The organism is Streptomyces sp. NPDC020742 (assembly GCF_040641675.1).
GTDB lineage: Bacteria > Actinomycetota > Actinomycetes > Streptomycetales > Streptomycetaceae > Streptomyces.
In genome coordinates this window covers 243,874-264,474 of the sequence record NZ_JBFAEA010000010.1, presented here as the reverse complement: position 1 = coordinate 264,474, position 20,601 = coordinate 243,874, and the positions used below count along the sequence as shown (strand labels likewise).

At 74.0% G+C, this 20,601-nt stretch carries 19 protein-coding genes; 9 read left to right on the top strand and 10 right to left on the bottom strand.

What is annotated here, in order from left to right; genetic code table 11:
- The first annotated feature begins 156 nt into the window (after positions 1-156).
- A complete protein-coding gene (locus AB0G84_RS19985; RefSeq protein ID WP_361322035.1) occupies positions 157-1,152 on the top strand; it encodes a slipin family protein in 996 nt (331 codons plus the stop codon).
- A gap of 385 nt (positions 1,153-1,537) precedes the next feature.
- A complete protein-coding gene (locus AB0G84_RS19980) occupies positions 1,538-2,605 on the top strand; it encodes a S1 family peptidase (RefSeq protein WP_361322032.1) in 1,068 nt (355 codons plus the stop codon).
- A 131-nt stretch (positions 2,606-2,736) separates the two neighbouring features.
- Here the strand turns inward: AB0G84_RS19980 and AB0G84_RS19975 are convergent, their stop codons facing one another.
- Both AB0G84_RS19975 and AB0G84_RS19970 read right to left on the bottom strand, forming a co-directional pair.
- Positions 2,737-3,174, bottom strand: coding sequence for a subtilase-type protease inhibitor (locus AB0G84_RS19975; protein ID WP_361322029.1), 438 nt, complete (start codon positions 3,172-3,174; stop codon positions 2,737-2,739).
- Positions 3,175-3,611: 437 nt separating this feature from the next.
- Complete coding sequence (locus AB0G84_RS19970; RefSeq protein ID WP_361322027.1) at positions 3,612-4,286, bottom strand: TetR family transcriptional regulator; 675 nt, start codon at positions 4,284-4,286, stop codon at positions 3,612-3,614.
- A gap of 149 nt (positions 4,287-4,435) precedes the next feature.
- Between AB0G84_RS19970 and AB0G84_RS19965 the strand changes: the two genes are divergently transcribed.
- Positions 4,436-5,206, top strand: a complete 771-nt coding sequence (locus AB0G84_RS19965; protein WP_361322025.1) for an SDR family NAD(P)-dependent oxidoreductase — start codon at positions 4,436-4,438, stop codon at positions 5,204-5,206.
- Between the two features lie 117 nt (positions 5,207-5,323).
- Here AB0G84_RS19965 and AB0G84_RS19960 read toward each other — a convergent pair whose 3' ends face one another.
- On the bottom strand, positions 5,324-5,647 hold the full coding sequence (locus tag AB0G84_RS19960) for a nuclear transport factor 2 family protein (RefSeq protein WP_361322023.1): 324 nt from the start codon (positions 5,645-5,647) through the stop codon (positions 5,324-5,326).
- A complete protein-coding gene (locus tag AB0G84_RS19955; RefSeq protein WP_361322021.1) occupies positions 5,577-6,707 on the bottom strand; it encodes a DUF3533 domain-containing protein in 1,131 nt (376 codons plus the stop codon). The genes AB0G84_RS19960 and AB0G84_RS19955 overlap by 71 nt, the downstream gene beginning before the upstream one ends.
- 257 nt (positions 6,708-6,964) lie before the next feature.
- Here AB0G84_RS19955 and dnaE point away from each other — a divergent pair, with 257 nt between their 5' ends.
- Positions 6,965-10,606, top strand: coding sequence for a DNA polymerase III subunit alpha (dnaE, locus tag AB0G84_RS19950; protein WP_361322019.1), 3,642 nt, complete (start codon positions 6,965-6,967; stop codon positions 10,604-10,606).
- Positions 10,603-11,670 carry a helix-hairpin-helix domain-containing protein gene (locus AB0G84_RS19945; RefSeq protein WP_361322016.1) on the top strand — a complete coding sequence of 356 codons (1,068 nt, stop codon included), beginning with the start codon at positions 10,603-10,605 and terminating at the stop codon, positions 11,668-11,670. The genes dnaE and AB0G84_RS19945 overlap by 4 nt, the downstream gene beginning before the upstream one ends.
- On the opposite strand, the gene AB0G84_RS19940 is transcribed toward AB0G84_RS19945, so the two are convergent.
- Positions 11,661-11,924: a hypothetical protein gene (locus AB0G84_RS19940; protein ID WP_361322013.1), complete on the bottom strand. Its 264-nt coding sequence runs from the start codon at positions 11,922-11,924 to the stop codon at positions 11,661-11,663. The genes AB0G84_RS19945 and AB0G84_RS19940 overlap by 10 nt on opposite strands.
- A 195-nt stretch (positions 11,925-12,119) precedes the next feature.
- Here AB0G84_RS19940 and AB0G84_RS19935 point away from each other — a divergent pair, with 195 nt between their 5' ends.
- On the top strand, positions 12,120-12,968 hold the full coding sequence (locus AB0G84_RS19935; protein WP_361322010.1) for an alpha/beta fold hydrolase: 849 nt from the start codon (positions 12,120-12,122) through the stop codon (positions 12,966-12,968).
- Positions 12,969-13,098: 130 nt separating this feature from the next.
- Here the strand turns inward: AB0G84_RS19935 and AB0G84_RS19930 are convergent, their stop codons facing one another.
- Entirely contained in the window at positions 13,099-13,686 is a 588-nt protein-coding gene (locus AB0G84_RS19930; protein WP_361322007.1) for a helix-turn-helix domain-containing protein, read from the bottom strand.
- A gap of 97 nt (positions 13,687-13,783) precedes the next feature.
- Here AB0G84_RS19930 and AB0G84_RS19925 point away from each other — a divergent pair, with 97 nt between their 5' ends.
- Positions 13,784-14,266, top strand: a complete 483-nt coding sequence (locus AB0G84_RS19925; protein ID WP_361322004.1) for an SRPBCC family protein — start codon at positions 13,784-13,786, stop codon at positions 14,264-14,266.
- Positions 14,267-14,287: 21 nt separating this feature from the next.
- Here AB0G84_RS19925 and AB0G84_RS19920 read toward each other — a convergent pair whose 3' ends face one another.
- The gene (locus AB0G84_RS19920; protein WP_361322002.1) at positions 14,288-15,565 is read right to left on the bottom strand and encodes an APC family permease; all 1,278 of its coding nucleotides are present in this window, start codon (positions 15,563-15,565) and stop codon (positions 14,288-14,290) included.
- A gap of 86 nt (positions 15,566-15,651) precedes the next feature.
- Here AB0G84_RS19920 and AB0G84_RS19915 point away from each other — a divergent pair, with 86 nt between their 5' ends.
- Positions 15,652-16,119: an Lrp/AsnC family transcriptional regulator gene (locus tag AB0G84_RS19915; protein WP_361321999.1), complete on the top strand. Its 468-nt coding sequence runs from the start codon at positions 15,652-15,654 to the stop codon at positions 16,117-16,119.
- Positions 16,120-16,235: 116 nt separating this feature from the next.
- Here AB0G84_RS19915 and AB0G84_RS19910 read toward each other — a convergent pair whose 3' ends face one another.
- Positions 16,236-17,321, bottom strand: coding sequence for a lytic polysaccharide monooxygenase (locus AB0G84_RS19910; protein ID WP_361321997.1), 1,086 nt, complete (start codon positions 17,319-17,321; stop codon positions 16,236-16,238).
- Between the two features lie 473 nt (positions 17,322-17,794).
- On the opposite strand from AB0G84_RS19910, the gene AB0G84_RS19905 reads away from it, so the two are divergent.
- Positions 17,795-18,934 carry a methyltransferase domain-containing protein gene (locus AB0G84_RS19905; protein ID WP_361321994.1) on the top strand — a complete coding sequence of 380 codons (1,140 nt, stop codon included), beginning with the start codon at positions 17,795-17,797 and terminating at the stop codon, positions 18,932-18,934.
- A 25-nt stretch (positions 18,935-18,959) separates the two neighbouring features.
- Here AB0G84_RS19905 and AB0G84_RS19900 read toward each other — a convergent pair whose 3' ends face one another.
- Both AB0G84_RS19900 and AB0G84_RS19895 read right to left on the bottom strand, forming a co-directional pair.
- Positions 18,960-19,892 carry a GNAT family N-acetyltransferase gene (locus AB0G84_RS19900; protein WP_361321992.1) on the bottom strand — a complete coding sequence of 311 codons (933 nt, stop codon included), beginning with the start codon at positions 19,890-19,892 and terminating at the stop codon, positions 18,960-18,962.
- A gap of 114 nt (positions 19,893-20,006) precedes the next feature.
- Positions 20,007-20,258 (bottom strand): hypothetical protein, encoded by a 252-nt coding sequence (locus AB0G84_RS19895; RefSeq protein WP_361321990.1) that lies wholly within the window; start codon positions 20,256-20,258, stop codon positions 20,007-20,009.
- Positions 20,259-20,601: the final 343 nt, after the last annotated feature.

Below are 20,601 nucleotides of genomic sequence, written 5' to 3'. Positions count from 1 at the left end.
GCACGGAGCTGGGGTGAGGGAGAACGGCCGGTCAGGCGCGGAGGTTGAAGTACGAGCGGGTGTTGCCGTCGGCGCGGCGACCCCTTCTCCGGGCCGGGCATACCATGGAAAAGCAGTCAAAATAGGGCGGTATGCGGCACAGAGCTGGGGGCCGTGATGGTCGAAGAACTGGTGTCTGCAGGGGTGGCGCTGGGGTGCGCCGGTGCGGTGTACTTCCTGGCAGCCGCGCGGGTGGTCAAACAGTACGAGCGTGGGGTGGTGCTCCGCCTGGGGCGGCTGAGCTCCGCGGTGCGGGAGCCGGGTCTGACCATGATCATTCCGATCGTCGACCGGATGCGCAGGGTCAATATGCAGATCGTCACGATGCCGGTGCCCGCCCAGGAAGGGATCACTCGTGACAACGTCACGGTCCGGGTGGACGCGGTCGTCTACTTCAAGGTCGTGGACGCCGCCGATGCGGTCATCCGGGTCGAGGACTACCGCTTCGCGGTCTCGCAGATGGCACAGACCTCGCTGCGGTCGATCATCGGCAAGAGCGAACTGGACGACCTGCTGTCCAACAGGGAGAAGCTCAACCAGGGCCTGGAGCTGATGATGGACAGCCCGGCCATCGGCTGGGGCGTGACCGTCGACCGGGTGGAGATCAAGGACGTCTCGCTGCCGGAGACGATGAAGCGCTCGATGGCCCGGCAGGCCGAGGCGACCCGTGACCGGCGGGCCCGGGTGATCAACGCCGATGCCGAGCTGCAGGCGTCGAAGAAGCTCGCCGAGGCCGCCGCGGCGATGTCCGACCAGCCTGCGGCGCTGCAACTGCGGCTGCTGCAGACCGTGGTGGCGGTGGCTGCCGAGAAGAACTCCACCCTGGTCCTGCCCTTCCCCGTCGAGCTGCTGCGGTTCCTGGAGCGCTCCGGGCAGCCGGCGCAGGGCCCGGAACGGGCCGAGCAGGCGGCGGCGGAGACCGCCACGGAACGCCTGCGGCAGCCGTCCGCCGCACCGGTTCCGCGGGAGCCGGAGGAGCCGGAGGGGCTGGAGGGGCTGACGGGGTCCGGCGGCCGGACCGAGCCGCTCACCCCGGTCGAGGGGGGCGTCGACGCCGGTCGTGCGCTGGCCCCGGAACTGGAGGAGCTCCCCGAGGCGGAAGAGTTGCCGTGAGCCGGCACCCGCGCCCGTAGGGCACTTCGAAGCGCCCCCTCTCCCTGGAGGAGAGGGGGCGCTTTCCGGTCAGATCCGGCCCTCACACTTCGCGCCCCGCGCCGCCGCGCCCGATGCCCGCTGAGGTCCGCACTCAGGACCGCGGTGGGCGGAAATCGGTGTGACGGCGATGTGAGGAAAGCGTGAACTCCCGTATGCCAGACCGGAACTCGGTCTTGTGCACGAGTGAGGCGGATGGGAATACTCGGGCCCGCACGTCGGCATGGACGCGACCCCCGGGGCGCAGCTCCGCGGGGACGGGTTCCGTCCGTGTCCCCACGTCACTCTCCGGGCCCGTGCCACTCCCCACAGTCCACGGGTCCTTCCCCCCACGGGAGGCTCTGAGTTGAATCACAGACGCATACCCAGTCGGCGCATCGTCGTGGCAGGTGCGGGAGCACTTGCCCTCGCCGCCACCGCCACCCTCACCCTCGCCAGCGCCCATGCGGCCCCGGCCACCCCCACGGTGGCCAAGCTCACCTCCGCCGCGGCGACCACACTGGCGTCCCAGTTCAAGACCGGCACGGCCGGTGCCTACTACGACTCCCAGGCCAAGAAGCTGGTGGTCAACGTCGTCAGTGAGACGGCGGCCAAGGCCGTACGCGCGAAGGGCGCCGAGGCCCGCTTCGTCACGCACACACTGGCCCAGCTCGACTCCGCCCGGCAGACCCTGAAGTCCAAGGCCACCATCCCCGGCACCTCCTGGGGCATCGACCCGGTCGGCAACAAGGTCGTGGTGACCGCGGACCGCACGGTCAAGGGTGCCGCGCTGGACCGTCTGGCCAAGGTCACCAAGAGCCTCGGTGACCGGGTCGAGCTGCGCCACAGCAAGGGCACGTTCACCCCCTTCATCGGCGGCGGCGACGCGATCTGGGGGAGCAGCGCTCGCTGCTCGCTCGGCTTCAACGTCGTCAAGGACGGCCAGCCGTACTTCCTGACGGCCGGCCACTGCGGCAACGCCGTCAAGAGCTGGTCCGACAAGCAGGGCGGCTCGGAGATCGCGACCACCGAGGACTCCAAGTTCCCGGGCGACGACTACTCGCTCGCCAAGTACACGGGCGGCGGCGAGCACCCCAGCGAGGTCGACCTCTACAACGGCAGCACCCAGAAGATCACCAAGGCCGCGGACGCGACCGTCGGTGAGAAGGTGCAGCGCAGCGGCAGCACCACCCAGGTGCACGACGGCACCGTCAAGGCGCTGAACGCCAGCGTCAACTACCAGGAGGGTACGGTCGAGGGGCTGATCCAGACCGACGTCTGCGCCGAGCCCGGCGACAGCGGCGGTGCGCTCTTCGACGGCGAGTCCGCGATCGGTCTCACCTCCGGCGGCAGTGGCGACTGCTCCGCCGGTGGTGAGACCTTCTTCCAGCCGGTCCCGGAGGCCTTGAAGGCCTACGGCGCGCAGATCGGCTGATCCGCGGGGTGCACCCGGTGCGGCGCCGGCTCCTGGGCCTGCTCACGGTCCGGGGGGCGGGGCACTCTCCGCACCCGGGTGCGGTGGTGGTCCCTGGGCATCGCCGTCCGGTGTCCAGGGGCCCGGTCCGCTCAGAACACGAAGACCGAACCGCCACCGGCGTTCATCTGGCACGCGTTGGCGAAGGTGTAGGAGTACGAGACCCGCTTGCCCTGCCAGACCCCGTCCGCGGTGACCACGACGGGGGCCCACTCCTTGGTGCACACCCGCTGCGACGGGCTGTTGGTTACCGCGGCGAAGTCACCGGCGACCGCGCGGAGTTGCCCGCAGGCGGCCATGGCGTTCGGGTGGCTGCCGGCCGCCTTCGGCATACAGCTGAGGGTCACTGCGCGTTGCACCGTGGCGGTCGCGCGGCTTTCGCCCTGGCCGACCGTCAGCACCAGTTCCGTCGGGGCGTAGAGCCCGCCGGACCGTGCGGGCGCCGGGGTGGCGGCGGCCTGCGCGGTGGTGGCGAGCGTGCCCAGAACCAGCGCCGCGCCGAGCGCGATCGCCCCAGTGGTGTACCGCATGACGAACACTCCCTTGCTCGAAGGTGCAGATACCGGACGGGAGTCTGGCCCAACCGCACCCCGAAAGCATCCCGAGCGTGCATCGGCCGATCGCTTTGAGTCGTTGAATGAAAGCTGAGGGTAATGGCGCGAACGCGTCATGGACAGGGTGTGAACCGGGTCGCCGGGGGTGTCCGGCCAGCGGGGATGCCGACTTCCGTATGCGGGTGGCAAGCGCCGGTCGGGCGCGGAACGGAGGGATCCGGCCGCCGACCGGTCGTTCGGGAGGGTTTGGATCTCCGGCGATTGGCCGAAGAGGGGGGCCGGAGGCGCCCTCCGTCCTGCCGTGAGTGCCCGTAGGGGTAAGAGCCTCCCCCGGTCCGGCCGCCTTACACCCTCGCCGTGGGCCCGCCCTTGACGCCCGCGCGGGCCCGCCCTCGGGCCCCACGGCTCCGCGCTCAGCGCCCCCGCGGGCCCTCCCCGGCCGCCCCGCCGTCCAGTTCGGGCAGTCCGGCCGTCAAGGTGCGCACGCCCCGGGCCGCCAGTGCGCCGGGCCCCCGCGGCCCGTCCGCCGGGGCGTCCCCCGTCGCCCACTCCTCCACGGCGACCCGCATCGCGGTGTTCGCGGCGGCCGCGCCCAGTCGTACCGCCAATGGGTCCGCGTCGGTCAGCCGCGCCAGCACCGGTACCAGCGCCTCCTCGGAGTCGTGGTGGACCCGGTGCCAGACCGCCCGCAGCGCGGGGTCGCCCGGCATGGCCCGTAGCAGTCCGCGGGTCCAGCGCAGCGCCTCCGCGGCCGGCTCGTCGGCCGGCGTCAGGGCCTGCCGGGCGGCCCGCTCCAGTGTCACGCGTACGGGGGCCGCCCCGTCCGGCGGTGTGGCCAGGGCGTCGAGCCACTGCCGCACCCCGACGGCGAGCAGCGGTGCCACCGCGTCCTCCTTGGTGCGGAAGTAGCGGTAGAAGGTCCGCAGGGCGACCCCCGAGGTGCGGGCGATCTCGTCGGCGGTGACCCCGGCGCCGCGCTCGGCGAACAGCGCCGCCGCGGTGCGCGCGATCTCCAGCTGGGTGGCGGCCTTGCGCCGCTCGGTCAGCGAGGGGCGGGGGAGCGGGGCGGGGCGGGGCTCGGCGGGCATGGGCCCAGCCTACGCAGCGCAACCGCCTCGTCGGCGCATAGTGCAAGCTTGGCACGTTGTGCCATCTGGGCGTAGCGTGCACCAGCACCAGCACCAGCACCAGCACCAGCACCGCGGCCCGTCGGCCGCCCACCGGAGGGGACAGCACCATGAACCGCTTCGACCACCGCCGGGTCCTGATCACCGGGGCCGGCTCGGGCATCGGACGGGCCACCGTCCTCCGGATCCTCGCCGAGGGTGGCCGGGTGGTCGCGGTGGACGTCGACCCGGCCGGTCTGCGGGGCACCGCCGACCGCGCCGCCGCGGACGGCGTCGCCGGGCGGTTGCACACCGCGGTGCTCGACATCGCCGACGAGGCGGCGGTCCGGACCGGCACCGCCGCCGCGGTGTCCGCCCTCGGGGGCCTGGACGTGCTGGTCAACGCGGCTGGAGTGCTGCGTTCCGCACACACCCACGAGACCACGCTGGCGTTCTTCAACGAGATCATCGCGATCAACCTGACCGGCACCTTCCTGATGATCCGGGAGGCGCTGCCGGCCCTCCTGGAGGGCGAGGAGCCGGTGGTGGTCAACTTCAGCTCCACCTCTGCCGCGTTCGCGCACCCGTACATGGCGGCGTACGCGGCGAGCAAGGGCGGCATCCAGTCCATGACGCACGCCATCGCGAGCGAGTACGCCAAGCAGGGGCTGCGCGCGGTGTGCGTGGCACCGGGCTCCATCGCCAGCGGGATGACCAGCGGTCGGGGGCCGGGGCTGCCCGAGGACGCGGACATGTCCCTCTTCGGCAAGCTCGTACCGGCCCTCGGGGAGGGCTTCGCCGCCCCGGAGACGGTCGCCGGCGTGGTGGCGATGCTCGCCTCGCGGGACGGGGCGTTCATCACCGGCACGGAGATCCGGATCGATGGCGGGACGCATATGTGAGGCACGCGGCGGACCGGCCGGGCGGACGGGGCCACGTGGTCGGGACAGGCGGACGGGGACGGGTGGACGGGGACGGGCGGACGGGGTGGGTCGTTCGGCGGCCCGTCCCCGTCAGGCTCAGGCCTGCCCGGTCTCGAACCGGCTCACCTTGCCGTCCGTCACCGTGAACTGCCAGCGGGTGCGCATCTCGCCCCAGGTGTCGTTGCGGTAGTCCGCCACCAGCGACAGCCCGTCGTCGGACTCCGAGCGGACGGCCAGGTGCCCGCGCGAGCCGAAGATCTCCTGGTCGGTCCACTGCCGCAGGTCCCGGTCGGAGCCGTCGTCGGACATCGTGGCGTCGGGCGTGAGCGCGGCGAAGAACGCTTGCTCGTCACCGGCGTTGAGGGCGGTGACCAGGGCGCGCACCGCGGGGTGGGAGAGCTTCTCGGTGCGGAGGGTCATGGCGTTGCTCCTTGGGAGGCGGGGTCTGTACGGGGGGCGGCGGTTCGGTGCGGAACACCGAGCGGACCAGGGCGACGACGGTGCCGCCCACCGCCCAGGCGGAGAGCACCAGCAGGGGTCCGGTGACCGCGTAGCCGCGGAAGTAGGCGAGCGAGCGCGCCGTCCAGGTGCCGGCGCCGGGCGGCAGGGCGGGGCCGATCGCCCGCCAGAAGGGCGGCAGTAGGGGGTAGGGGTAGGCGCCGCCCGCGCTGGGGTTGCCGAGGATGACGATCAGCAGGATGGCCAGGCCGATGCCGAGGATGCCCAGCAGGGCCTGGCAGGCCAGGGTCGTGGCGCCCACCGCGAAGACCACCAGCGCGCCCAGCCCCCACAGTCCGAGGAAGGCGCCGGGCAGCGCGCCCAGGACCGGGCCGACGACCAGCGCGCCGGCCAGTCCGGCGACGAGCGCGTACAGCGCGAGTGCGGCCAGCCGGATCACCGCGCGGTGCCCGTTGGAGGGGCGCGCCCCGGCGCTGATCGCCAGGATCGCGGCGCACAGGTAGCCGCCCACGCACCAGCCGACGACCAGGTAGAAGGACGACAGGCTCCGGGTGTCGCCCGGGTCGGCGGGGATCACGTCCACCGTGCGGACGGTGCGGTGCCGTGCCTCCTCGGCCGCCCGGACGACCGTTTCGACCGCCTGGGAGAGGGACGCCCCGCCGCCGCTGGCGACCAGCAGCCGGTCGGTGGTGCCCCGGGGGGCGACCAGCAGTGCGCCGTCGATTGTCCGGTCGGCGAGCTGCTGCCGGGCGGCGCGCTCGGAGGTGACCGTGCGCGGGGCCAGCGGGGAGCCGGGCAGCCGGTCCAGTGAGCGCACCACCCGTGCTCCCGCGGGCGGGGGAGCGACCACGCCGAGCGGCACATCGGTCGGCTTCGGGTGGTGGAAGGCGCCGGCGTACGACGCGATGAAGCCGACCATCAGGCCCAGCACGCCGAGGACCAGCAGAAAGGCGTGCGGCGTCACCGCGCTTCGCACCTCCCCGAGGAAGGTGGTGCGCCTCCCGTCGTCCGTCGGGGCCATGCCTCGCTCCTCGCCGTTCGCGGCTGCCGGTACTGGGCGGATGCGCCGTGTTCGTCCCCATATCCTGCGGGCGCCGGCGTGCGGGCGCAGACCGGGCGGGGCTGATCGGGCGGAGCTGATCGGCGGAGGTCGGACGGTGAGCGGTCCCGGCTTCCCGGCATGGCGTTCGTACGAATGTTCGATGGGCGGGTTATGGTGGAGGGGAGGAACGAGGGGCACAGGGTTGGCCAGGGGCGGGTGAGGTGTAGGAGGTGCGGATGTCCGGGTTCACACATCTGCACACCGCGTCGGGGTTCTCCCTGCGCTACGGCGCCTCCCATCCCGAGCGGCTCGCCGAGCGTGCCGCCGAACGCGGGATGGACGCCCTGGCGCTGACCGACCGGGACGGGCTCTCCGGGGCCGTCCGCTTCGCCAAGGCCGCCGCAGCGGCGGGTATCCGCCCGCTGTTCGGCAGCGAACTCGCCGTGGCGGAGCGCGCGTCGGGACCCGAGGCCGGCCCGGTCACCGTGCGGCGGCGCACCCCGGTGCGCGGCGGCGCCTTCCGCGACGAGTCCGCCGCCCGCGCCGTCTTCCTGGCTCGCGACGGAGCGGCCGGCTGGGCCGCCCTGTGCCGGCTGGTCTCGGCCGCCCACGCCGGCGGGGGCGAGCAGCCCGTCCTCCCCTGGACCGCCCTGGAGGCCGTCAGCGACGGGCTGACCGTCCTGCTCGGCCCGGACTCCGAGGTCGGCCGGGCCCTGGCCGCCGGCCGCCCGGACCGCGCCGCCCGGCTGATCGTTCCCTGGCGGGAGCTGTACGGCCGGGCACTGCGCCTGGAGGTCGTCGACCACGGCCGGCCCGGCAGCGGACCCGGCTCCACGCGGCTGGCCGCCCGTACCCTCGGCTTCGCCGTCGACCAGGGCGTCCGCGCCGTGCTGACCAACGCGGTCCGCTACGCCGACCCCGGCCAGGGCCCGGTCGCCGACGTCCTGGACTCCGCCCGCCGCCTGGTGCCGGTGGACCCGCACCGCCCCGAGTCCTGGGACAGCGGTGAGCGCTGGCTCAAGGACGGCGCCGCGATGAGCCGCACCGCCGAGCGGGTCGCCGAGGCGGCCGGTTTCCGCCGCGGCCTGGCGCACCGGCTGCTCGCCATGACCGAGGAGACCGCCGGTGCGTGCCTGGTCGACCCGCAGGACGACATCGGGCTCGGCCGGATCCACTTCCCCGAGCCGCGGCTGGTCGGTGCGGAACGCCGCACCGCCGCCCGGGTGCTGCGCTCGCGCTGTGCCGCCGGCATGGTGCTGCGCGGCTACGACCGCGACCGCGGGCGCTGGGCGCGGCTACACGACGAGCTGCGTACCATCGAGCGGCTCGGCTACCCCTCCTACTTCCTGACGGTCGCTCAAGTAGTGGACGACATACGGGAGATGGGGATCCGGGTGGCCGCCCGCGGGTCGGGTGCCGGATCGCTGGTCAACCACCTCCTGGGCATCGCGCACGCGGATCCGGTCGAGCACGGGCTGCTGATGGAGCGCTTCCTGTCCGAACGGCGGGCGGCGCTGCCGGACATCGACATCGACGTCGAATCCGCCCGTCGCCTGGAGGCCTACCGCGCGATCTTCGACCGCTTCGGCACCGAGCGGGTCGCCGCCGTCTCGATGCCCGAGACCTACCGCGTCCGGCACGCCGTACGGGACGTGGGCGCCGCCCTGGGCATGGACCCGGCGCGGGTGGACCGGCTCGCCAAGGCCTTCCCGCACATCCGGGCCGGCGACGCCCGGGCGGCGCTGGCCGAGCTGCCGGAGCTGCGCGGGATCCGTGCGGCCGGCGGCGACCGGCTGTGGCAGCTGGTCGAGGCGCTGGACGCGCTGCCGCGCGGGATCGCCATGCACCCGTGCGGGGTGCTGCTCTCGGACGCCACCCTGCTGGACCGCACCCCCGTCGTGCCCACCAGCGGCGAGGTCCCCCACCTCAAGGGAGGGGGGAGCGCCCCCCTCGCCATGTCCCAGTTCGACAAGGACGACGTGGAGGAGATGGGGCTGCTCAAGCTCGATGTGCTGGGCGTACGGATGCAGTCCGCGATGGCGCACGCGGTCGCCGAGATCGGCCGGGCCACCGGCCGCCGGATCGACCTCGACGACCCCGCGCAGGTGCCGCCCGGCGACCCGGCCACCTACAACCTGATCCGCTCGACCGAGACGCTGGGCTGCTTCCAGATCGAATCGCCCGGCCAGCGCGACCTGGTCGGCCGGCTCCAGCCGGCCACCTTCCACGACCTGGTCGTGGACATCTCGCTGTTCCGTCCCGGCCCGGTCGCCGCCGATATGGTGCGGCCCTTCATCGAGGCCCGGCACGGCCGCAGACCCGTCCGGTACCCGCACCCCGACCTGGCGGAACCGCTGCGCGAGACCTACGGGGTGGTGGTCTTCCACGAGCAGGTCATCGAGGTACTGCGGATCATGACCGGCTGCGCGCGGGACGAGGCGGACGAGCAGCGGCGCGCGCTGTCCGACCCGGAGCAGCAGGGCCGGGTGCGCGCCTGGTTCGCCCGGTGCGCCGAGCGGCGCGGCTATCCGGCCGAGGTGATCGCGCGCACCTGGGAGATCGTCGAGGCCTTCGGCTCGTACGGCTTCTGCAAGGCGCACGCGGTGGCCTTCGCGGTGCCCACCTACCAGTCCGCCTGGCTCAAGGCGCACCACCCCGCGGCCTTCTACGCCGGGCTGCTCACCCACGACCCGGGGATGTACCCCAAGCGGCTGCTGCTGGCCGACGCCCGGCGGCGGGGGGTGCCGGTGCTCCCGTTGGACGTGAACCGCTCGGCGGTCACCCACCGGATCGAACTGGTGTCCGGTAATGAGGGTTCCCGTGAGGTCTGGGGGCTGCGGCTGGCGTTCTCCGACGTGCACGGCATGAGCGAGGACGAGGCGCGGCGGATCGAGGCCGGGCAGCCCTACCACTCCCTGGCGGACCTGTGGCAGCGGGCCCGGCCGAGCCGCCCGGTCGCCGAACGCCTGGCCCGGGTGGGCGCGTTGGACGCCTTCGGCGCCAACCGGCGGGACCTGCTGCTGTACGTCGCCGAACTGCACCGCCACGGGCGGCGGGCGTCCGGTGGTCAGCTGACGCTGCACACGGACCGGGAGATGGGGGTCCCTGCCTGTTCGAGCGGAGCCGCGCACTCGGGGGAGGCCGAGCAGGTCCCGCCGGTGGGACTGCCCGACCTCGGCGACGCCGAGCGGCTCAGCGCCGAACTGGGCGTCCTGGGCATGGACGCCTCCCGCCATCTGATGGCCGACCACCGGGAGTTCCTCGCGGAGCTGGGTGCGGTGCCGGCCCGGCGGCTGCGCGACGCCCGGCACGGTGAGACGGTGCTGGTCGCCGGGGCCAAGGCGGCCACCCAGACGCCGCCGATTCGCTCCGGCCGCCGGGTCATCTTCACCACCCTCGACGACAGTACGGGCCTGGTCGACTGCGCCTTCTTCGACGATCCCCCGGGCTCTGGGGGCTCAGGAGGCACCCTTGCGGCCTGCGCGCACACCGTCTTCCACTCCTGGCTGCTGCTGGTGCGCGGTACGGTCCAGCGGCGCGGCCCGCGCAGCCTCAGCGTGGTCGGCTCGGCCGCCTGGAACCTCGCCGAGCTGGTCGAACTCCGCCGCGAGGGCGGGCTGGAGGCGGTCACCGCCAAGCTCGCCGAGGGGCCCGAAGCCGCCGGGCCGGAGACCGCCGGGGCCACCGCGGATGCCGCGCCGGGGCCGGACACCGGGGCCGGCGCGGACCGGGAGTCCGCGCCGGCCGGTGCCCCGGGCCGCACCATCCGGCTGGAGACCGGCTACGCACTGCACCCCTGGGCCGACCTCCAGCCTCCGGGTGAACGCGCGGCCACCGGCCGCAAGCTGTGGCACTCCAGCCCGGGGAGCGCGGGATGACCCCCGACCCGCGCCCGCCCGCCGTACCGCCGGCGCCCTCCGGCGGCCACCGGCCGCCCGGCCTGCTCCACATCCGCTTCACCGCTGCCGACGGCACTCCCCTGAGCGCCGACCGGTTCGAGCAACTGCTGCGCCTGCTCGCCCGGTTCACACCGGTGACCGAGGCGCTGCCGCCGGACGCCGCACTGGCCGACGTCCGTGGTGCGCTGCGCTACTTCGACCGCGATGCGGAGGGCATCGCCGAGCTGATCCGGCTGCGCGCCCTGGCCTGGCACGGCGTACGGTGCACGATCGGCGTCGCCGGCAACCCGCTGCTCGCCCGGATGGCCGCCCAGGCGGCGGCGCCGGGGGAGATCCAGGTCGTCCCCGACGACGCCGCGGCGGTCGGCGCCTTCCTCGACCGCCGGCCGGCCTCGGCGCTGCACGGCATCGGTCCGGCGACCGCCCGCGCCCTGTCCGCCTACGGCCTCGACAGCATCGGCCGGATCGCCGCCGCACCGCCCGCGACCCTCCAGCGGATCCTCGGCGCGAAGACCGGCCGGAGCGTCCACGAGCGGGCCCGGGGGATCGACCCGACACCGGTCGTGCCCAACGCCGCCAGCCGTTCGATGGCCGCGGAACACCGCTTCGCCCACGACGAGTTGGACCCGGTCCGACGGCGCCGGGCGCTGCTCTCGCTCGCCGACGGCCTCGGGGTCCGGATGCGCGCCGCCGGGCAGGTGGCCCGTGCGCTCACCCTGACCGTCCGCTACGCCGACCGCTCCACCACCACCCGCACCCGGCGGCTGGACGGACCGACCGCCCACGGCCCCGCACTGACCGAGGCGGCCTACGCCCTGCACGCCGCGCTCGGGTTGCAGCGGGCCCGGGTGCGCTCGGTGGCGCTGCGGGCCGAGGACCTCTGCCGCGCCGAACGCGCCGCCCGGCAGCTGACCTTCGACCCGGCCGACGAGAAGGCGCACCGCATCGAGGCGGCAGTCGACCGCGCCCGGGCCCGCTTCGGCGCCGGGGCGGTGCACCCCGCGGCGACCCTGCGTCCCAGGAGCCGGCCGGCTCAGCCGTAGAGCCGCTCGGCGTACCCCGCGCCGTAGTGCTCCTCCAGCGCCTCCAGCGAGGCGTCCGGGGCCTGCACGCCCTTGACGATCCGGGCCCGTGAGGGCGGCGCGTCGATACCCGTCAGATCCGCCGTCGGTGCCGTTTCCCGTGGCCTCTTCCCCGATCGCCGCCCTGGTCGGGGACGTGCACCACGGGAGGCGACCGGTCCGACGAGCGTGCCGCCCCGGCGCAGGAGTGAGGTAGCGGGACACGACGCAGGCATGAAAGGGGAGTTGCAGCACCGGGACGTACGGTGAAGGCCGTGTGTCGTTTCCTTCACCGTCACACCGCTGGCCCGCCCTGCTTACCCAGCCGTAACTTACTTGCCAGTCAACTGCGTTGGCCCTTGCGATCCGGATCGCGGGTGAACGGCTCACCGAGCACTTCGGCACTCCCCTCACCCCGCAAGGAGCACCGTATGAAGCTGCGCTGGTCACGAGCGCTCACCGTCCTCCCCGCCCTCGCCCTCGCCCTGGGCGTCACCGCCGCCCCCTCCGCTGCCGCCGCCCCCACCGCCAGCAGCGGCTGGAACAACTACTCCTGCCGGCCGTCGGCCGCCCACCCGCGGCCGGTGGTCCTGGTGCACGGCACCCTCGGCAACTCCGTCGACAACTGGCTCGGCCTCGCGCCCTACTTGGTGGCCCGCGGCTACTGCGTCTTCTCCCTGGACTACGGCCAGCTGCCCGGCGTCCCCTTCTTCCACGGTCTGGGCCCGATCGACGCCTCCGCACAGCAGCTCGCCGCGTTCGTCGACAAGGTGCTGGCCGCCACCGGCGCTGCCAAGACCGACCTGGTCGGCCACTCGCAGGGCGGCATGATGCCGCGGGTCTACCTGAAGTTCCACGGCGGCGCCGACAAGGTGAACACGCTGGTCGGACTGGCCCCCGACAACCATGGCACCGACCTCAACGGCCTGACCCGGCTGATCGACCACTTCCCCGGCGCCAAGGACAAGATCGGCGAGCTGACTCCGGGCCTGGCTGACCAGATCGTCGGCTCCGACCTCCTCAACCGCCTCAACGAGGGCAGCGACACCGTCCCCGGCGTGCACTACACCGTGATCGCGAGCAAGTACGACGAGGTGGTCACCCCGTACCGCAGTGCGTTCCTCGACGGCCCCGACGTGCACAACGTCGTGCTCCAGGACCTGTGCGCCATCGACCTCTCCGAGCACCTGGCCATCGGGCTCGTCGACCGGGTGGCCTTCCACGAGACGGCCAACGCCCTCGACCCGGCCCACGCCACCCCGACCACCTGCACCTCCTGACCGGAAGCCGGCCCGGCCGCCGGTGCGGTGGCGGCCGGGCCGGGCTCGGCGTTCTCCGGCGTCCGTGCCGGCGCCCCGCCCTCCGCCGTCGGGCGTCCGCCGTCAGACGTCGGCGGTCAGGCGTCCGGGGTCAGATGTCCGCCAGCAGCGCGTCGGTGCACTGCGCCGCCAGTTCCTCGGCGTGCGGTGGCAGCGGTTCGCCGGCGCGCAGGTGGCGGCGGACCAGCGACAGCGGGAGGTCGATGACGGCGAGCGAGACCCGCTCCAGGGCGAGCCTGCCGTGCACGCCGAGGGCGCCGGCGAGCGCCGCCACGGCGGCCCGGACCGCCATGTTCCCCTCGTCGGCGCGGAGCAGGTGCTGCTCCGACCAGTCGTCCCGGCCGAATTCATGGGCCCCGTACAGCAGCAGCGCCGCCTCCTGCGGGTTGCTGCGGCTCCACGCCACGATGTGCCGGGCGGCCGCCCGGGCCCCGGCGCGCGGGTCGTCCTCGGACTCCAGAGCCGCGAAGTAGCCCTCCTGGAAGTGCTCGACCGTACGCAGCCACACCTCGGCGAGGAGCGCCGTACGGCCGGCGAAGCGGTGGTAGAGCGAGCCGCTGGGCGCGCCGACCGAGGCCGCGACCGCGGACATGGTTACGCCCGAGGGCCCGGACGCGGCGGCCAGCCGTACGGCGGCGTCGAGCAGCTGTGACAGGGCGAAGCGTGGTGGTCTGGCCATATTCTAGAGGGTACTCTCCAGTATATTAGGGAGGTGTCTCTATAACCGCTACGGCGCCTCCCGGGCGTGCGGCTCGCTCGACGGAAAGGACGGAGCAGTGGGTGTTCACCACGTGCACGAGCGGGTGCTGCCGGTGCCCGGCGCCGAGGTCGGCCGGCTGATCGACGGGCTCTCCGGCGCCGGCGACCGGCTCTGGCCGCACCCCGACTGGCCCCCAATGCGGCTCGATGGGCCCCTGGCGCCCGGGGCGGCCGGCGGCCACGGCCCGGTCCGCTACACCGTGGCGGCGTACGTCCCGGGGCGGTGGGTGCGCTTCGCTTTCCGGGGGCCGCGCGGCTTCGACGGCTTCCATGAGTACACCGTCCACCCTCTCGGCGCGGACCGCACCCTGCTGCGCCACACCCTGGCCATGCGTCCCCGCGGGCCGGCCCGGCTGACCTGGCCGCTGGTCTACCGCCACCTGCACGACGCGGTCCTGGAGGACAGCCTGGACCGCGCCGAACGCGCCTGTACCGGGACCGTCACCCGCCCCGCCCGCTGGAGCCGCTACGTCCGGCTGCTGCGCGGCCTCATCCGGTGACCCCCGGGGCGCCGGACGGTCTCAGCGCGACACCCGACGCAGCGTCAGGAAGCCGACGGCGGCCGCCGCGAGCAGCGCCGGGACGACCAGCAGCCGACCGGAGAAGGCCAGCACCCCCGCCGTCAGCAGTGAGCTCGCGCACCCGCCGTACCACAGGGGAGTACGGCGCGGCAGCAGCACCAGCGCGGCGGCCAGGCCGGCGAGGGTCACCGCCGCCAGACAGGTGGCGGTGGCCCGCATCAGCAGGTCCAGATCGGCGCCGCCGGCACCGGCCACCACCCCCAGCAGGACGGCCGCAGCGCCCAGCACCGCGAGCGAGCGCCGCGGCACCTCGCCCGGCGCGCCCCCCTTGGCCAGCCAGCGGGGTGCCGCCCCGTCCCGGCCGAGCGCCGCACCGAGCCGGGAGGCCCCGGCCAGGTACGAGTTGACCGCGCCGAAGGTGAGGAAGAGCGCCGCCGCGGCCGCCACCGGGCGGGCGGCCGGGCCCGCGCTACGGGCCAGCAGCTCGGTCAGCGGGGTGTCCGTGTGGGCCGCCGCCGGGCCCAGCACACCGATCGTGACCACCGCGAGCCCCAGATAGAGCACGGAGATGACGGCCAGCGTGCGGCGGGTCACCCGCGGCAGATCCCGCGCCGGATCGGCGAATTCACCCGAGAGGTGGCTGGCCGCCTCCCAGCCGGCGAAGGCGAAGAACAGCACCACGGCCGCCGACCCCACCGACGTCCAGCCGCCGGGCAGGAACGGGGTGAAGTGCGCCGCGGACACCTGAGGGGCGGCGGCCAGCACGGTGCACAACAGCACCGCCGCCAGCAGCCCGCCGAGCAGCAGTTGGGCCCGGCCGGACATCCGCAGCCCCACCGCGTTCGAGACCAGCGAAGCGGCCAGCACCGCACCGGCGACCGCGTTGGCGCCACCGGTGCCCCAGCCGGCCGCGCCCGCTACGTACCTGCCGCCGATCAGCGCCGCCGAGACCACCCCGATCGGCACCGCCCCGTAGAACCACCACCCCACCACGGCCGCGGCCCGTGGCCCGATCGCCCGGTGGACGTAGGTGGCCACGCCCCCGCCGTCGGGGAACCGCGCGCCCAGCGCCGCGAAGGACGCCGCCACCGGTACGCACATGGCCAGCAGCGCCGCCCAGGCCAGCAGCGAGGCGGGGCCGGCCGCCGCGGCGGCCAGGGACGGCAGGGTCAGGACACCGGGGCCGAGCACCGCACCGGCGCACAGCGCGGTGCCGCTGCCGATGCTCAGCCGCCGTACATCCGCCCGCTCAGCAGCGGGGAGAGAAGTCTGTTGCACGGTCACAGTGGCTGAAGGTAACCGTTCACATGATCAATACAAGCTCATGCCGAAGGAAATTCGGCAGAGGGGCCACGATGGGGCCCATGGACGACATTGATTCGGCGATTGTCCGCGAACTGCAGCGCGATGCACGGCAGACCAACCGCGAACTCGCCCGCACGCTCAACATCGCGCCCTCCACCTGCCTGGAGCGGGTCCGGGCGCTCCGCACCCGCGGAGTGATCACCGGCTACCGGGCCACGGTGGACCTGCGCACCCTCAACCGCCCGGTGCAGGCGCTGCTCACGATCCGCATCCGCCCCATGAACCGGGAGGTCATCGAGCGGTTCAAGGCGTTTTTGACCTCGCTGCCGGAGGTGCTCAACGTCTATGTCGTCGCGGGCGGCGACGACTTCCTGGTCCATGTCGCCGTCCCGGACGTCGACCGGCTGCACGCCCTCCTCATGGACCAGGTCTTCAAGCGTCGCGAAGTCGTCGACTGCCGCAGCTCGGTCATCTACCAGCACGTCGCCAACGACATCATCGAGCCGCTGCCGCCGAACGGCCCGTGAACGCGGCGACGCCGCCCCCAGGTGCAGAAGGGGGCGGCATCGTCTGCCCGGACCGTGGGGTGTCCGGGGTGCCCGGGGTGCCCGGTGTGCCCGGGTGTCCAGGTGCTGGGGCGCGATCAGCCGCGGTGGCGGGCGGTCTTGCGGCGGGTGGCGGCGAACATCACGCCGGCGCCCAGCGCCAGGACGGCCGCGCCGCTGATGGCCAGCGGGGTGGTGGAGGAGCTGCCACCGGTCTCCGCCAGGTGCTTGCCGTCGACCGGCGCGGCGGATCCGTCGGTGTGCGGTGCGTTGCCGGGCGCGCTGTCGGGTGCGTTGTCGGGCACGGTGCTGCCGTGGGCCGAACCGCCGCCCAGGGCGGGCTCGTCGGCCTTGCTCGACAGCGTCCGGGCGCTGTCGCCGTGGCCGCCCGTACCACCCTGGCCGCCCGCACCGCCGTGGCTGCCCATGTCACCCATGCCGCCGCCGTGGTCATGGCCCATGCCGACCGTCGACTTGTCGGCGTTCGCCGAGAGCTGGGCCTGGGTCGGCGCCTTGGCGGCCGGCGCCTGCTGTCCGGTCGCGGCGGCGCCCTTGCCGAACACCACGTCGGAGCAGGTGTAGAAGGCCTCCGGGCTGTCCGACCGCTGCCAGACGCTGTAGATCAGGTGCCGCCCGGACCGCGCCGGCACCTTGCCGCTGAAGATGTACTCCCCGTTGACCAGCTTGGGGTCGTTGACCTTCACGAACGGCTTGGACTCCAGGTCCGACCACTTCAGCGGCTTGGACGGGTTGTAGCCGGGCTTGGTGATGTACAGCTCGAAGGAGCCCCGGTGCGGGGCGGTGCCCTTGTAGCGGAACGTGTGGGCGCCGGCCTTCATCGCGGAGGCGGGCCAGTCGGCACGCGCCAGGTCCAGCCCCTTGAACTCGGGGTTGTTGGCGCTGCACAGCTTCCCGTCCGGGATCTTCGTCCTCGACTGACCGCCGGCGTTGCCGTCCCGCACCCCGTTCCAGTCGTAGAACGCCTGCGCCCCGCCGGCCGCCACGGCCGCCTTGCACGCCGCGGACTTCGGGCTCTCCGGGCCCTCCGTGTAGCAGGCCAGGATCCGGCTGACCGGGTCCGACATCGAACCGTGTGCAGCGGCCGGGCTCGCGCTGAGCGCGGTCAGCGCGAGCGGGGCGAGGCCGACCAGGGCGATCGAGGTGGCCTTGCGACGAACGGTCATGGTGGGGGTCTCCTTCATCGATTACGTCGAGCGGGGTGCCAGGTGGCGGGTGTGGGGGGGGGGGGCGGTCGTACGGCCGCCCGCGCCGCCCCCCGGAGAACGACGCCGACGACCCGCAGCGCCGCCTTGCGATCAGCACGCTAGCCCCGCTGAACAGCGCTTTCGGCCCCCGAAGCCCGATCCCGGGGATCTTTATGGCGGACTTAAGGAGCCGCTAAGCGGGGGCACAGGCAGGCGGGGAGGAAGCGGGCATCGGGGTTGCTCCGATCGGGCATCGGGGTTGTCCCGAGGAGGAGTTGGGAGGGGGCGGGTATCCGGGGCATGTGCTCTCCCCGCGTCCATGGCACGTATGGGGCACACGTCCCGGACACAGTTCTGCTGGGTGGTGCGGATCCCTATCGCTGGCGGTGAGGAGCCCGGGCGTCGCTTGGTGTCCGGCCGCGTTGTCAGTGGGTGCTGGCAGCATCGACGGCATGACCACCAACGCAGCCGCCGAGTCGGCCACACCGTCCGCCCTTCCCTCCGACGCCGCCTACTGGGAGGCGGCCGCCGAGAGCTTCGACGAGGAGCCGGATCACGGGTTGCGTGATCCTGCGGTGCGCGCCGCCTGGGACGCGCGGCTGCGGGCCTGGCTGCCGGCTGGCTCCGCCGAGGTGCTCGATCTCGGCTGTGGCACGGGGAGTCTGGCGGCGCTCGCCGTGGAGCAGGGGCACCGGGTCGTGGGCGTCGACCGGGCCGTGGGCATGGTCGAGCGGGCGCGAGCCAAGCTGGCCGGGCGGGACGCCACGTTCCTGGTCGGTGACGCCGCCGCGCCGCCGGTGGGGGAGCGGCGGTTCGACGTGGTGATGGTCCGTCATGTGCTCTGGGCGCTCCCGGATCCGACGGCCGCACTGCGGCACTGGGCGAGCCTGCTGGTGCCCGGCGGGCGGCTGGTGCTGGTCGAGGGGCGGTGGGGCGAGGCCTGGCCGGCCGGCATCCGAGGGAGCGAACTGGTTTCCCTGGTACGGCCGTTGGCGGAGCACACGCTGCTGGAGGACCTCTCCGGGGACCCGGTGCTGTGGGGGAAGGAGGTCACCGACGAGCGCTATGCGGTGATCGCCGATCTGCCGCGCCGGCACACCGAAGTGGTCGATGTGCACCTGGTGCTGCGGCGCGGCGAGGAGGTGCTGCTCGCCCGCCGGGCCGGTACGGGCTACGCCGACGGCCTGCTGCACGCCCCCTCCGGACACGTCGAGGACGGCGAGGACGTCCGGGAGGCCATGATCCGCGAGGCGGCGGAGGAGCTCGGGCTCCGGCTGGCCCCGGAGGACCTGCGGGTCGGGCTCGTGATGCAGCACTGCGCGCCGCCCCCGGCGCGGCCCCGGATCGGCTGGTTCTTCGAGGCGGAGTTCGGGGCGGGCGGCGAGCCGGTCAACCACGAGCCGGACAAGTGCTCCGAGCTGGTGTGGCACCGGATGGACGACCTGCCGGACGACATGGTGGCGTACTGCCGGGCCGGGCTGGACGGCCTGCGGGCCGGGCACCGCTTCCTGCTGCACTGGCACCGGCCCGGCGACGGCATCGCCCACGCCCCGTCCACCCCGGGACGCGCGACGGCCCTGGACGCCCCCTGACTTCCGCCGGCCGGACGGCCGTCGCTCAGCGGCCCGGCGCCACCTCCCGCACGTACCGCCACTCCTCGGCGCACGGCCGGTAGCCCAGGGACTGGTTGACCGCCAGCATCGGGCCGTTGGCGGCGTCGTTGCCGGTGAACGCCTCGGTGCAGCCGGCGTCGCGGGCGCGGTGCAACGAGGCGGTCTTGGCGAGCCGGGCCAAGCCCCGGCCGCGGAAGGCACGGCGGGTGCCGGTCATGGCCGAGGAGTAGCGGCCCAGGCCGTCGGTTGCGGCCACGCTGAAGGCGGCCACCTCCCCGTCGACCAGCACCGCCGTGGTGAGGTCCAGGTCGACCAGGGGATGCTCCCAGGTGCGCAGCAGCCAGTCCTCGTAGGTCATGGCGTCGGCTGGGACATCGCCCGGCTCATCGGCGGTGGCCTCGGCGTCCGCCGCGTACAACAGGCGGGGATCGGCCTCCAGTTCCGCGCCGGTGCACAGTCGGACGCCGGGCGGCAGGCCGGCGGGCAGCGGTGGCAGGGCGGCGGCGGCCAGGGCGAGGCGGAGGAAGCGGCCCGGGCGGGTGCGGCGGTAGCCCCGGCGCTCCGCGAAGGCGTGCGCGGTGGGCTCGTCGGCGGCCCAGGCGAAGACATGGGTGGCGCCGGCCGCGGAGAGGTGTTCCTCGGCCGAGGAGAGCAGGGCCCGGCCGATGCCCCGGCCGCGCCACTCGGGGTGGACGTGCGGGGTGGCCGACGCCTGGCCCGGGACGCTGCTGTCATGCAGCAGCTGGGCCTGGACGAAGCCGGCCACCCGGCCGTCGAGTTCGGCGACGAACAGCCGTAGACGCTGGGCCGCCGCGGCGGTGGACACCTCCCAGGCGATGCTCTGCGGGGTGGCGAGCAGATACGGCAGATTGAGCCGGCGCAGATCGGCGACGGCCTTGGCGTCGGCGGGGCGGAAGTCGCGGACGGTGAGCGTCATGGGGACGGACGGTACGCGCCGACGCCTCGTTGCGCCGCTCCTTTTCCGGCCGGGGAGGCGCGGTGCGTTTGCGCTCTTTTGTGGTGCGGGGGCCTGGGCTTCGTCTGGTGCGGTTCACCGCCTGTGCTGCTCCGTGGTGCGGTCCGCCTGCGCTGTGCTGCGCAGCGGTGCGGTGCGGTCCGCCTGCGGTGCGGTGCGCAGCGGTGCGCTGCGGTGCGGTGCGGTGCGGTGTACGCGGGCCATGCCGCGTTCCGGGCGGGCTTCGGAGGGGCCCGGTCGGTCCGGGGCGATCTCCCGGTCGGTCCCGGTCGGCCCGTCACTACGTACGGTGGCGAGGGCTGCCGGCACCGCCGTGCTGCGGACCAAAGGGGCACCCCCTGGAGGTGCGCACCCGCCACGGCGTCGGGCCCGCCGAAACCGGTCCCCGCTGCACGGACCCGCCGCACCGGTCCGGCTTCGGCCCCGCCGCACCAATCTGCCGCACCGGCCCCGCCGCACCAATCTGCCGCACCGGCCCCGCCGCACCGGTCAACCGTCTCCCGGCGCGGCCCGCGCTCCTGGCGCACAATGGATGCGACAAAGCATGCGCACCGACGAGTACGAGCACACCCGGCCCGGAATCCCCGGAATCCCCGGAATCCCCGGAGTCCCCGGAATCCTCAGAAGCCTCAGAATCCCGGGAATCCCCGGGACGCCCGAGCCTCGCACC